Consider the following 12,697-nt stretch of genomic DNA (forward strand, 5'->3'; position numbering starts at 1 on the left):
GGAGTCGAAGGTGGCGGGATGCGTCGGCGGATGACGGCTGAGGTCGTCGCGGTCGTACGGAACAGCACGACGCGCCGACCCCCGAGGGGGCCGACGCGTCGTCGGAGCGAGGGCGGGCGGCTCTGCGCGGCCGCCGCCGGATCAGCCGTTGAGGAAGGTCTGCAGCGCCTTCACGGTCGCATAGCTGGTGCGGAAGTCCCAGACCCCGTTGTCGCCCTGGCCGATCGCGGCGCGGAGCTTGCGGGTGGTCTCGGCGCCGATCTTGCCGTCCGGCTCGGCGCCGATCTTCGTCTGCAGCGCCTTGATGTCCGCGGTGGACAGCGAGCCGTCCTGGCCGACGCCGATCCAGGCCTCGAGGGCGCGGGTGGACTTCGGACCGAACTTCCCGTCGACCACCAGGTCGCCGGTGCTCGAAGAGCTCGAGGAGGAAGCCTTCGACGAGGAGCTCGACGAGGAGGAGCTGCTCTTGGCGGGGGCGGCGGCGCCGGTGTTGAGGTAGCTCTGCAGCGCCCGCACCGTCGAGGAATCGGTGCGGAAGTTCCGGGCGCCGTTGTCGCCCTGGCCGATCGCGGCGCGGAGCTTGCGCGTGGTCTCGGGCCCGATCTTCCCGTCGGCCTCCGCACCGATCCGCGACTGCAGCACCTTGATGTCGGAGCTGGACAGCGAGCCGTCCTGGCTCACTCCGATCCACTTCTGCAGGGCGCGGGTGGTGGCCGGGCCGAACTTGCCGTCGACCGCGAGGCCGCGCGAGGACTCGGAGCGGGAGGGGGTGCTCTCCGCAGGGCGCGCGGAGGTGCCGGACGGCTGGGCGTTCGCGTCGGCGCCGCCGTTGGACCGGGTGAGGCCGGCCCGCTTGCCGCAGGTGGGCCAGGCGCCGGGCCCCTGCTTCTCCAGGGTGCGCTGGGCGACGGCGATCTGCTCGGACTTCGTGGCCTTGTCCGCCGTCGAGGCGTACTCGGTGCCGCCGAAGGCGCGCCAGGTGGACTTCGAGAACTGGAGTCCGCCGTAGTAGCCATTGCCGGTGTTGATGGACCAGTTGCCGCCCGACTCGCACTGGGCGACCTTGTCCCACACGGAGCCGTCGGCCTGGGCGACGCCCGCGCCGGTCATCCCGAGGCCCGCGGCGATCACCGCACCGCCCGTGGCGGCGGCGACCTTCGGGGCGACGCGGACACCGCGGAAGTACTGCGCAGGGCCGTCGGCGCGATGGGTGCGGAGGCGGGGGGTCATGGGGACTCCTGGGGAAGAAGAGGAAGGGATGGCCGGCCCGATCGGCCACGGCCCGGGGGTCGCGGCCGCGCGCGAGCTCCGCGCACGGATCGACTATGCATTCCCGAAACCGACCGGGGACACCTGGGAAACCGAACCCGAATCTTGGCTTTGCCGATTCTTTACCGCCCGTGCGAATCGCTCGCCGCTTTTCGAGAATGACATCGGTGTGATTCTCGGGCACTCCTCACGCCCCGTCGGCGGGCCGCGCGTGCCCCGAGAGCCCTCCGCCCTCGGTGAACGGTGACGCGTCCCTCCCGATAAGCACTGTCGGTCCGACAGGAAGCGGACCTAGTCTTCTCGGGTGCAGAACACCCCGGCCCCCGCGCACGCCCCCGCCTCCCCCGCACTCGCCCGACGCGATCGCCACGTCATCATGCTGCTGCTGTTCAGCGCGTTCGTGGTGATCCTCAACGAGACCGTGCTCTCGGTGGCCCTGCCCCCGATCATGGACGACCTCGGCCTGGTCGAGACCACCGCCCAGTGGCTGACCACCGGGTTCATGCTGACCATGGCGGTGGTCATCCCGATCACCGGCTACCTCATGGGCCGTTTCTCGACCCGTCAGGTCTTCGCGATCGCGATGAGCGCCTTCACCGTCGGCACCCTGATCTGCGCGATCTCGCCCGCCTTCCTGCCCCTGCTGTTGGGCCGCATCGTGCAGGCCTCCGGCACGGCGATCATGATGCCGCTGCTGATGACCACGGTGCTGAACCTGGTCCCGCCCTCGCGGCACGGCCTGGTCATGGGCAACATCTCGATCGTCATCTCGGTCGCCCCGGCGCTCGGCCCGACCATATCGGGCCTGGTCCTCTCGGTCGCCCCGTGGCGCTTCCTCTTCGTGCTGGTGCTGCCGATCGCGCTGCTCGCGATGGGCCTGGGACTGCGCTGGATCCAGAACGTCCAGGAGGGCGAGCCCAAGCCCGCCGATCCGCTCTCCGTCGTGCTCTCCGGCGTCGGCTTCGGCGCCCTCGTCTACGGCCTCACCGGCATCTCCGGCGGCGGCCACGGGGGCGACGCCCCGTCGGGCCCCCCGATGGCCGCTCTCATCGCCCTCATCGTGGGCGTCGCGGCGCTCGTGCTCTTCGTCTGGCGCCAGCTGATCCTGCAGAAGGTCGAGCGGGCGCTGCTGGACCTGCGCACCTTCGCCTCGCGCAACTTCTCCGTGGCCGTCGCGCTGATGGTGGTGATGATGGGTGCCATGTTCGGCACCGTCGTGCTGCTGCCGATCTTCCTGCAGCGCGTGCTCGAGCTGTCCACCCTCACCGTGGGCCTGATGATGCTGCCCGGCGGTCTGGCGATGGGCCTCCTGGCCCCGCTGGTCGGGCGGCTGTTCGACCGGGTCGGGCCGCGGCCGCTGCTCGTGCCGGGCCTGGCCGCCGTCGTGCTCGGCATCGCGATCATGTCCCGCGTGCCCGAGCAGGCGTGGCTGATCGTCGTCGGCCACGTGATCATGTCCCTCGGCCTGGCGTTCGTGTTCACGCCGCTCATGACCACCGCGATGGGCTCGCTCCCGCGCCGCCTCTACCCGTACGGCTCGGCGATCGTCGGCACCGTGCAGCAGGTCGCGGGTGCCGCGGGCGCCGCGCTCATGGTCTCGATCATGTCGCGCATCGCGGCGGGCGTCGCGGCCGACGGCGGCTCCGCCGCGGCGGGCACTTCCGCCGGCACCTCGGTCGCCTTCACCATCTCTGCCGCGCTCGGCGCCATCACCGTCGTGATCGCGCTGTTCATCCGCCGCAATCCGCTGGACGCCGGGGACGCCCCCGTCGGCGGCGAACCCGCGGAGCCGGCGACCGAGGAGCAGGTGCGCGCCGCCTGAGCACCCCGCTCCCCCGTCGGCCCCCGGCCCGCCCTGTCCCTCAGAGCGCTCCGGGGGCCGACCTCTCCCGGGCCCGGTCGGCGAAGCCGACGCCCATCGCGACCAGGGTCAGCGCCATGATGATGACCATCGCGATGGTGAAGGCTTCGAGCCACGAGTGCCCGCCCTCGGTGAGGGAGAAGATGATGCCGGGGATCATGGCGGTGCCGACCGCGGCGCCGGTGCGCTGACCGAGCTGCAAGATCCCGCCCGCGACCCCGCCGAAGCGCGGATCGACCGAGTTCAAGGTGAGGGTCTGGTTCGGCGAGATGGTCAGTCCCTGGCTGAGGCCCATGAGGGTCAGCGGCACCGCGAGCCACCAGAAGGCCACCCATCCGGCATCGACGAAGCCCGCGAGGATCGTGGTGCACAGGAGGCCCACGAAGGCGATGCCGAAGCCGACGATCACCATCTTGCGGCCGAGCCGCAGCACGTGCCGCCCGCCCAACTGGGAGGAGAAGGCCGCGGCGATCGAGGACGGCAGGCCCATCAGCGACGCCTCGAGGGCGGTGTGCCCGAGGTGCATCTGCAGGAAGAGAGGGACGATGATCCAGATGCTGGTGGCGCCGAGGAAGTACACCGAGATGATCACGATCCCGTTGCGGAACGCCTGCTGGGAGAAGATCGCGGTATCCACCATCGGCGGTCGCCCGGCGCGCTTGTAGCGCTGCTCCCAGGCCCACCACAGGCCCAGGACGATCAGCCCCGCCGGCAGGGACAGCCACACCAGCACGCTCGCGCCCCGCTCGAGGAAGGGCAGCATGATGCCGAGGATCGCGAGGGTCAGCAGCCCTGCGCCGACGGGGTCCAGATCGGGGCGGGTGCGGGTGCGCACGCGGTCGTCGGGGATCAGCTTGAACGCGCCGACGATCGCGGCGATGCCGATCGGGACGTTCATCAGGAACATCCACCGCCAGCCCAGCTCGGGACCGAGCAGCTGGATGAGCAACCCGCCGATCACGGGGCCGACGGCGGTCGCGACCGCGACGGTGGTGGCGAGCGCCGCGAAGGCGCGGGCGCGCGCCTGCCCGCGGAAGTGCTGCTGGATCAGGCCCACCGACTGAGGGTTCAGCAGCCCGGAGCCGACGCCCTGCAGGATGCGAGAGACGTTGAGGACCTCGACGTTCGGGGCGAGACCCGAGAGCAGCGAGCCGAGCGTGAAGATTCCGATGCCGATGATGAGCACGCGGCGCCGGCCGGTGGCATCGCCGATCCGACCGGCGGGAACCAGCAGCACGCCGAAGGCGAGGGCGTAGCCGGAGAGGACCCACTGCAGCCCGCTCGAGTCCGCCCCGAGTCCCTCACCGATGGCGGTGAGGGCGACGTTGATCACGCTCACGGCGATGAGGGCCATGAACAGCGGGGCGAGGAGGACGGCGAGGAGCGGCTTGCGGCGCACCGTGGGGGCGGGGGCGCTGGGGTCGGGGATCACCCCGACACCTTATGCAGTCACTGCAGGATTCGGGGGGTCGGGGTGATGGGCGGGACACCGGGCGAGGCGCGGACGACGGCCGCTGAACGCCGACGACGGCGACGGAGGAGGAGGACGCCGACGGCGGCGGAGCCGGGTGGCTCCGCCGCCGACGGCGCGGTGCGGGCGTCAGCCCTGCGGGGCGTCAGCCCTGCGGGGGCATCGGCGGCTGCCCGCCGCCGGGACCGTAGGGGCCGGTCTGCGGGGCGACCGTGGCCTTCGAGCCGCGGGCGTCGTCCGCATAGGGACCGGCCGGGATCACGTAGCCCGTGCGGGGCGAGATCTGCGGGGCGGCGGTCTGCATCTCGCGGGCGGCGGGCCGATCCGAGTAGTCCACCCCGGGGAAGCGGCCGAACTGGCCGGAAGCCCCGGCGGGACGCTCGCGGTCCGCGGCGTCCAGCATCGCCAGCGCATCGCCCGGCGACGGATAGCGGCTGGACCACACGTGCCCGGGAGGCAGCGGCGAGGTGTACAGCGCGCCCTTGGGGCGGATCATGAGCGAGCCCGGCTTCGAGCGGTCGCGCAGGGCATGGGCGCGCCAGGTGGTGATCGGGTGCGAGGAGGACCAGTTCACCCAGTGCACGAAGAAGCTCGGGTCGGTCGCGGCACGGTCCGCGACCTCGTTGACGTTCACCTCGGCGTTCAGGTACTTGCCGCCGGCGAGCACTCCGATCACGCCGGGCGCCCCGCCGGGAGCGAAGGCGTACCCGAAGTTGTCCGCGGTGTACTCCTGCGAGCGGGAGAAGGCCGGGCCGAGGAACGGGATCATGCCGATCACCACGGTGAACAGGTGACGGAAGTAGGAGACGTGACCTGCGGCGAGGTGGCCCACCTCGTGGCCGACCACGAAGCGCAGCGCCTCGGGGTCGCGGGTCGCCCCGCCGATCTCGAACATGTCCGAGTGCAGCACCACGTAGCGGCGGAAACCGTGGCCGGAGGCGAAGGCGTTGATCACGCCGTTGCCGAGCAGGACGTAGGCGTCCGGGACCTTGCGCATCCCGAACTTCTCGGCGGCCTCCACGACCATGCGGTAGCCCTCGGGGAACTGCGTGGGGCTCATGCGCACGGCCCGGGCTCGCATCTGGGCGTAGTAGATCGCGCGGCCCCAGAAGATGAGGAACGGGGCCAGGGGGAGGATCAGCGCCAGCTGGATGAGGAACGGGGCGATGCTGATCCAGCGCCACAGCTCGTCCACCGAGGCCTGCCCCTCGGCGATGCGCAGGTACACCGTGGAGAACATCAGGATGGTCCACAGCAGGTACGACAGCACCGTGAGGGAGACGCCCACCCACAGCAGGGGGAGCTCCGCGGGATGGCGGATGGCCTTCTGGCCCATCACACCATGGGTGGTCGCACCGTTGATCAGCGTCGGGCCGTCGGGGCGGGAGGGCCCCGGGGGCGGCGGGGTCGGCGAACCGCCGAAGGGACCACCGCCGGGGCTGCCCGGGCCGCCGCCGAAGGGGCCGCCGCCCCCGGGACCGGTGCCGGAGCCTCCGCCGAAGGATCCCCCGGCGGCGGAACTCCCGGCACCGCCGGACGCCGAGGGGGAGCCGAAGGAGCCGGGCATGCCCGGAACCGGGGCCGAAGGGGAGCCGAAGGAGTTGCCGCCGGGGCCCGGGGCCGAGGGCTGACCGACGGGGCCGCTCGAGGTGGGGCCCGGGGCCGCGGGCTGGCCGTACTGGCTGCTGTAGGGGCCGCCGTACCCGCCGCCGGCGGGCCGGCCCGCGGGGTCACCGGAGCCCTGAGGCGGGGGTCCGGGCGGGCCTGCAGGGGGCTGGGACATGGCGATGTGCTCCTTCGATCCGGCAGGCGATGACGACTGCTGGAGCGAGGCTATCGTCGTCCGCCCCGCCACCGCGCGCCCGGGAGCCGAATGTGGACGGAGGTCTGGGGGTCTCGCGACGACGGTCGCCCCGTCAGCGCGCGCTGTCCTCCGTTCGGCGGACCGGGGTCGGCCGCGCGATGCAGGATGCCCACTCCCCGATGCGAGGATGCGGGGCCCGGGGTCCGCGAAACCCCCGCACTTCTGGGGGAATAGAGCCCTCATAACCCCAAGTCTGCGGAGGTTTCGGGGATGCGCCGGAGGTTTCGGGGATGGGCCGGAGGTTTCGGGGCATAGAGGGGGCTCCGGGGATGGGGCGGGGCGTTCCGGGGCCCCGGCCTCCCCTACCCCATCACCCGTCGGAGCAAGGCGCGCGCCGCTCGGCCGTAGGGCGGTTGGACCAGGCGCAGGGTGTCGGGGCGGAGCGGCTTGCGGGCGACGGGCTTGAGGTGGCTGAACGCCTCGAAGCCGGCGCGGCCGTGATAGGCGCCCGTCCCGGACTCCCCCACCCCGCCGAAGGGCAGGTCGGGGCTCGAGATGTGGGCGAGCGCGACGTTCACGGCGAGGGAGCCGGAGCTGGTGCCCTCGACGAACATCTCCTCCACCGCGGCGGAGCCGGTGAAGACGTACGCGGTCAGGGGCTTGTCCCCGGCGGCGATGCGGGCGACGGCCTCGGCAGGGCCGTCGACGGCCAGCAGCGGGAGCACCGGTCCGAAGATCTCCTCCTGCATGACGGGGTCGGACCAGTCGGCACCGGCGAGGATCGTCGGCGGGAGGTAGCGGGACGCGCGATCGACCCCGTCGGCCCCACCGAGCACCACTTTCTCGTCATCGATCAGTCCGAGCAGCCGGTCGAGGTGCCGCTCGTTCACGATCCGACCGTAGTCGCGGCTGCGGGACGGGTCCTTCCCGTACAGGGCGCGGACGGCGCGGATCAGGTGCGGCACCAGCGCGGTGAGGGTTTCGGGACGGGCCATGACGTAGTCGGGGGCGATACAGGTCTGACCGGCGTTGGTGAACTTCCCCCACACGATCCGGCGCGCGACCACGCGCAGGTCCACGTCGCCATCGACGAACACGGGCGACTTCCCGCCGAGCTCGAGCAGGGTGGGGGTGAGGTGCTCCGCGGCGGCGCGGGCGACAACCCGGCCCACGCGGCCGTTTCCGGTGTACATGATCAGGTCCCAGCGCTGCTCGAGCAGGAGGGTGGTCTCCGGGACCCCGCCCTCGACGACCCGCACCCAGGCGGGATCGAGATGCTCGCGCACCAGACGGGCGAGTGCGGCGGAGGTGTGCGGGGCGAGTTCGCTGGGCTTCAGCAGCACCGTGTTCCCGGCGGCGATCGCCGCGACCAGCGGGCCGAGGGTGAGGTTCACCGGGTAATTCCACGGGGCGATGATCAGCACCGTCCCGAGCGGCTCGGGGTGCAGCCGCCCGCTCGCGGGGGCCAGCAGGGCGCCCATCGGGATCGCGCGGGGCCGCGCCCAGGAGCGGAGGTTCGAGGTCGCGTGGTCGATCTCGGAAAGGGTCGGGCCGATCTCGGTGATCAGCACTTCGGTCTCGCTCTTGCCGAGATCCTGCGCGAGGGTGCGGACGATCCGGTCCTGCTCGCGGCGGATCCCGCGGCGCAGCGCGGCGAGCTGCTCGAGCCGCGCCTCGACGGGTTGCGCATGGCCGAGGGCGGCGGACTCCCGCAGCGCCTCGACGTCGGCCAGGATCCGCTCGGCGACGACAGCGGGAACGGCGTCGGGCGGGGCGTCGTGATCGGCCGCAGGGCTCTGGTCGGTGTCGGATGCGCTCATGGATTCCACGATAGGCGGACTACCTGCGCCGCCACAGGACCTCGCCCGCCGCGATAATGGACGACGATCATGGCGCCCGGCACCGGCGCGCGGAGGCGAGGAGTGGATCCGATGAGCATCCTGATGGCGGCCCCGATCCTGCAGAGCATGGCGCTGCTGGTCTCGGGCATCGCGAAGCTCGGCGACCGGCGCGGCACCCAGGATGCGATGGTCTCGCTGCGGCTCCCGCTGCGCCGCGTCCACCCGCTGATCGCCTCCGTGCTCCCCGGTCTCGAGATCGTGCTGGCGCTGATGGTGTGGGTGCCGCTGGTGCCGCTGCAGGTGGTGCTCGGGGGGATCGCGCTGCTGCTCATGCTCGCGTACCTGGTGATCATCGCGCGGGCCCTGACCTTCGAGGAGACGGTGTCCTGCTCCTGCTTCGGATCGCTCAGCGCACCCACGGTCTCGAAGGCGACGCTCGCCCGCAACGTGCTGCTGAGCGCGCTCGCGGCGCTGACCCTGGTCGCGGCCGCGACCGGCACGATGTCGGAGACGCTCGTGCGCACCCCCCTGCTCTTGCTCGTCCAGGTGCTCGTACTTTCGGGGACGATCCTGCTGACCGTCCTCGTGGTCGCGGGGACGCAGAGCGAGGACGACGAAGAAGAGGCGGAGGCCGTCGCGCGGTCGCGGTCCACGGGTCCCGCCGCTCCCGCGGCTCCCGCCGGTCCGTCGGCCGACGGCGGGCACGCCGCCGGTCCCGGCACCGTCCTCGATGCCGACGACGAGCTGCTCGACTACGAGCGCACGCCGATCCCGCCCGCGGTGCTGCAGCGGGCCGACGGCTCGCTCGTGACCCTGCAGAGGCTCACTGCGGATCGTGCGGCACTGCTGGTCTTCGTCTCCGAGGGCTGCGGGCCGTGCGAGCGGGCACTGGACCGGATGCCCGGCTGGATCTCCGAGCTGGGCCCGTTCCTGCAGGTCCTCGCCGTGGTGAAGCGGCCGATCGGGCAGCTCTTCCCCGGCACCCTGGAGCGGATCGGCGAGCAGGTGCTGCACGACCCGGACTTCATCGCCCGCACCGCCCTCGACGCGCACGGCACCCCCAGCGCGGTCCTGCTCGGCGCCGACGGCCTGCTCGCGGGCGGTCCGGTGCGCGGCGGCGACGAGGTCATCCAGTTCGTCGAGGAGATCCTCGAGCAGATCCGGGAGGCTCAGGCGGACGGGGAGCTGGCATCCCCGTCGATCTGACGTGGGTGTGGAAACAGACAACGTGTCACGAGCTCCGCGACGCTCCAGTCCCGCTGCTCGTCGGCCGTCATCAGCTCGATCGCGAGGGCGCCCGCGCCGCCGCCGAGGCGGAGGATCGGGCCGTCCGGCAGCGCGCCGAGCCATAGGTCGCGCCCGTCCCACTCGCTGACCATCGGGGGCCGTCGGAAGCGGGTCACGGGACGCTCGCCTGGACGAAGCGGCCCGCACCGCCTGCGTGGAGGTGGCCGGCGTCGGCCGGGACGAACAGCGCCCGCCCGGCGGTGAGCACGTGGCGGCCCGCGTCGGACTGGAGGAGCACCTCGCCCTCGAGGCCGAGAAGGGTGCGGGGGCCGCTGCCGGGAACGCGATGGCTCGCGCGATATGTGCCGGGCGGGTCCTCGAGCGTGGTCAGGGACAGCTCGAAGTCGTCGACCGGCGCGTAGTAGGCGACCGAGGTCGCGTTCTGCCGCTCCGGGGCGACCCGCAGGGGCGGCGCGGCGGCGACGCTGACGCACTGCAGCATCTCGTCGGCGTCGACGCGCTTCGGGGTCAGGCCCGCGCGCAGCACGTTGTCGCTCGCGGCCATGATCTCGAGCCCCACCCCGTGGAGATAGGCGTGGAGGGTGCCGGCGGGGACGAAGATCGCTTCCCCGGGGCGGAGCGTGACCGGGTTCAGCAGCAGGGCGGCGACCACGCCGGGATCGCCCGGATGGTGCTCGGCGAGCAGCGCGACAGTGCGGTCGATGCGCGGGGACGGTGAGCGGCCGGCCGCGGCGCGCGCCGCGCATGCCGCGACGACCTCCTGCACCGTGTCCGGAGCGGGCCGCATCGACGCGGAGATCAGCATGCGGAGGGCGGCGCGCATCCCGTGCGCCGTGGGCTGGCGGGTGAGCAGTCCGTGCAGGCGGTCGGTCAGGTCCGTGCCGATGCCTTCGAGGATCGTCACGGCGCGCCGCGGGGTGCGGAAGCCGCACAGCGCCGTGAAGCGGGTCAGGGCGATCAGCATCTCCGGCTTGTGGTTGTCGTCGCGGTAGTTGCGCAGCGGCGAGTCGAGCGGGAGCCCGGCGGCGGTCTCCGCGGCGTACGACTCCGCTGCATGCTCCCGATCCGGGTGGACCTGCAGCGACAGCGGCTTCTCCGGGGCGATGACCTTCAGCAGGTACGGCAGGCGGGCGCCGAAGGCGCGATGCACGCCGTCTCCGAGTAGCCGGCGCGGGTCCGCCCCGATGAGGGCGTCCAACCCGGTGCCGGACTGCGATCCGCCGACGAGCGGGGACGGCGCGAGCGGATGCGCGCCGTACCAGGCCTCCGCCCAGGGAGTGCCGTCCCCGTCACGGCCGAGGAACTCCGGGATCGCCGTGGTGGAGCCCCAGGCGTAATGCTGGATGCGGCTATCGAGCTCCCACATGCCCGGCGGTCCTCCCCTGTGCTGTCGTGCGGTCCTGCCTCGTCCCTGCCCGTCCGGGGCGCGCCCGCCCCCTCGTGCCCCACTCAGCGCGGCATGTTGCGCAGGTTCGCGGAGGCCATGTCGAGCATCTTGCCCACGCCGCCGGCGAGCACGATCTTCGTCGACGCCGTCGCGAAGCCGCGGATCTGCTGCGGGCTGATCTTGGGCGGCATCGACAGCGCCGCCGGGTCCGTGACCACGTCGATGAGCACGGGGCCTGGGATCGCGAGCGCCTTCTCCATCTCCTTGCGCAGCTTCTTGGGGTCGGTGATCCGCACCGAGGTGATGCCGGCGCCCGCCGCGATCGCCGCGAAGTCGACGCCCTCGTGGTCGGTGCCGTAGTCCGGCAGGCCCTCGACGAGCATCTCGAGCTTGACCATGCCGAGGCTCGAGTTGTTGAAGACGACGATCTTCGTGTCCAGCTGGTGCAGCTTCACGGTGAGCAGCTCCCCCATGAGCATGCCGAGGCCGCCGTCGCCGCTCATGGAGACGACCTGCCGGCCGGGGAACGCCTTCGAGGCGCCGATCGCCTGCGGGAGCGCGTTCGCCATCGTGCCGTGGTGCCAGGAGCCGAACAGGCGGCGCTTCCCGTTGGGGGTGATGTAGCGGGCGCCCCACACGTTGCACATGCCGGTGTCCACGGTGAACACGGCGTCCTCGTCGGCGAGGTCGTCGAGGGTCGCCGCGACGAACTCGGGATGGATCGGCGTCATCCGCTCGACGTTCTTCGTGTACGCGGCGACGACGCCCTGCAGTGCCTTGTGGTGCGTCTTGAGCATCTTCTGCAGGAACTTCGCGTCCTTCCTCCCCTGCAGCAGCGGCAGGACGGCCTGCAGGGTGAGCGCGACGTCGCCGTGCAGCGCGAGATCGAGCGGCACGCGGCGGCCCAGGCGGGAGGCGTCCGCGTCGATCTGGACGATCCTCGCCTTCTCGTTCTGCGGGAGGAACTCGCTGTAGGGGAAGTCCGTACCGAGCAGGATCACGAGATCTGCCTCGTGCATCGCGTCGTAGCAGGCGCCGTAGCCCAGCAGCCCGCTCATGCCGACGTCGTACGGGTTCTCGTACTGGATCCACTGCTTGCCACCGAACGCGTGCCCCACCGGCGCCTTCGTCGCCTCGGCGAGCGCGAGCACCTCCTCGCGGGCGCCCTCCACGCCGGCCCCGGCGAAGAGCATCACGGAGCGGGCCTCGTCGATCATCTCGGCGAGCCGGCCGACGGGACCCGCGGCCGGCAGCACGGCGCCGAGCTCGACGGCGAGGTCCTTCGTGAGCGGGCCGTCGACCTCCTGGTCCGCGACGTCGCCGGGGATCACGAGCACGGAGACGCCGCGCTTCGCGATCGCCGTCTGGATCGCGATGTGCAGCAGCGTCGCGCCGTGCGGGCCGGAGTTCACCATCTCGCAGAAGTGCGAGCACTCCTGGAACAGGATCTCCGGGTGGGTCTCCTGGAAGAAGCCGGTGCCGATCTTCTCCGAGGGGATGTGGGAGGCGAGGGCGAGCACGGGGGCGCCGTCGCGGTGCGCGTCGAAGAGCCCCTGGATCAGGTGCGTGTTACCCGGGCCGCACGAGCCGGCGCACACGGCGAGCTTCCCGGTCAGGCGGGCCTCGGCGCCGGCGGCGAAGGCCGCGGCCTCCTCGTTGCGCACGTGCACCCACTCGATGCCCTCGGTGGTGCGGACCGCGTCGACGACGGGGTTCAGCGAGTCGCCGACCACCCCGTAGATACGCTCGACGCCGAGGTCGCGCAGCTGGGTGACGAGGAGGCGGGCAAGACTGGTGCGGGCCATGGTTTCTCCTG

Annotated in this window: 9 protein-coding genes; 2 read left to right on the forward strand and 7 right to left on the reverse strand. The window is 72.1% G+C overall.

The genetic code is table 11. The features are described 5' to 3' along the window. Positions 1-141: 141 nt before the first annotated feature. A complete protein-coding gene (locus ACZCAH_RS05530) occupies positions 142-1,230 on the reverse strand; it encodes a transglycosylase family protein (protein WP_464340119.1) in 1,089 nt (362 codons plus the stop codon). A 343-nt stretch (positions 1,231-1,573) separates the two neighbouring features. Between ACZCAH_RS05530 and ACZCAH_RS05535 the strand changes: the two genes are divergently transcribed. Then, on the forward strand, positions 1,574-3,091 hold the full coding sequence (locus ACZCAH_RS05535) for an MDR family MFS transporter (protein ID WP_464340120.1): 1,518 nt from the start codon (positions 1,574-1,576) through the stop codon (positions 3,089-3,091). Positions 3,092-3,131: 40 nt separating this feature from the next. On the opposite strand, the gene ACZCAH_RS05540 is transcribed toward ACZCAH_RS05535, so the two are convergent. The 3 genes from ACZCAH_RS05540 to ACZCAH_RS05550 all read right to left on the reverse strand — a co-directional run bounded on the left by ACZCAH_RS05540 (position 3,132) and on the right by ACZCAH_RS05550 (position 8,225). Continuing rightward, entirely contained in the window at positions 3,132-4,562 is a 1,431-nt protein-coding gene (locus ACZCAH_RS05540; RefSeq protein WP_464340121.1) for an MFS transporter, read from the reverse strand. A 184-nt stretch (positions 4,563-4,746) separates the two neighbouring features. Then, a complete protein-coding gene (locus ACZCAH_RS05545) occupies positions 4,747-6,384 on the reverse strand; it encodes a M48 family metallopeptidase (protein WP_464340122.1) in 1,638 nt (545 codons plus the stop codon). Positions 6,385-6,767: 383 nt separating this feature from the next. Then, entirely contained in the window at positions 6,768-8,225 is a 1,458-nt protein-coding gene (locus ACZCAH_RS05550; protein ID WP_464340123.1) for an aldehyde dehydrogenase family protein, read from the reverse strand. A 111-nt stretch (positions 8,226-8,336) separates the two neighbouring features. On the opposite strand from ACZCAH_RS05550, the gene ACZCAH_RS05555 reads away from it, so the two are divergent. After that, positions 8,337-9,452: a TlpA family protein disulfide reductase gene (locus ACZCAH_RS05555; protein ID WP_464340124.1), complete on the forward strand. Its 1,116-nt coding sequence runs from the start codon at positions 8,337-8,339 to the stop codon at positions 9,450-9,452. Here the strand turns inward: ACZCAH_RS05555 and ACZCAH_RS05560 are convergent. From ACZCAH_RS05560 to ACZCAH_RS05570, 3 genes are all read right to left on the reverse strand, one after another. Then, on the reverse strand, positions 9,416-9,649 hold the full coding sequence (locus tag ACZCAH_RS05560; protein ID WP_464340125.1) for a hypothetical protein: 234 nt from the start codon (positions 9,647-9,649) through the stop codon (positions 9,416-9,418). The genes ACZCAH_RS05555 and ACZCAH_RS05560 overlap by 37 nt on opposite strands. Beyond that, positions 9,646-10,860, reverse strand: coding sequence for a mannose-6-phosphate isomerase, class I (manA, locus tag ACZCAH_RS05565; protein ID WP_464340126.1), 1,215 nt, complete (start codon positions 10,858-10,860; stop codon positions 9,646-9,648). Before manA ends, ACZCAH_RS05560 begins: the two co-directional genes overlap by 4 nt. An 83-nt stretch (positions 10,861-10,943) precedes the next feature. Further along, positions 10,944-12,686 carry a pyruvate dehydrogenase gene (locus ACZCAH_RS05570; protein ID WP_464340127.1) on the reverse strand — a complete coding sequence of 581 codons (1,743 nt, stop codon included), beginning with the start codon at positions 12,684-12,686 and terminating at the stop codon, positions 10,944-10,946. Positions 12,687-12,697 lie beyond the last annotated feature (11 nt).

The organism is Brachybacterium sp. B718/18 (genome assembly GCF_055454375.1).

Bases quoted from the DNA above. Each gene is read 5' to 3' on its own strand.
- ACZCAH_RS05550 (WP_464340123.1), bottom strand. From the start codon at position 8,225: ATGAGCGCATCCGACACCGACCAGAGCCCTGCGGCCGATCACGACGCC.
- ACZCAH_RS05530 (WP_464340119.1), bottom strand. From the start codon at position 1,230: ATGACCCCCCGCCTCCGCACCCATCGCGCCGACGGCCCTGCGCAGTAC.
- ACZCAH_RS05545 (WP_464340122.1), bottom strand. From the start codon at position 6,384: ATGTCCCAGCCCCCTGCAGGCCCGCCCGGACCCCCGCCTCAGGGCTCC.
- manA (WP_464340126.1), bottom strand. From the start codon at position 10,860: ATGTGGGAGCTCGATAGCCGCATCCAGCATTACGCCTGGGGCTCCACC.
- ACZCAH_RS05570 (WP_464340127.1), bottom strand. From the start codon at position 12,686: ATGGCCCGCACCAGTCTTGCCCGCCTCCTCGTCACCCAGCTGCGCGAC.
- ACZCAH_RS05555 (WP_464340124.1), top strand. From the start codon at position 8,337: ATGAGCATCCTGATGGCGGCCCCGATCCTGCAGAGCATGGCGCTGCTG.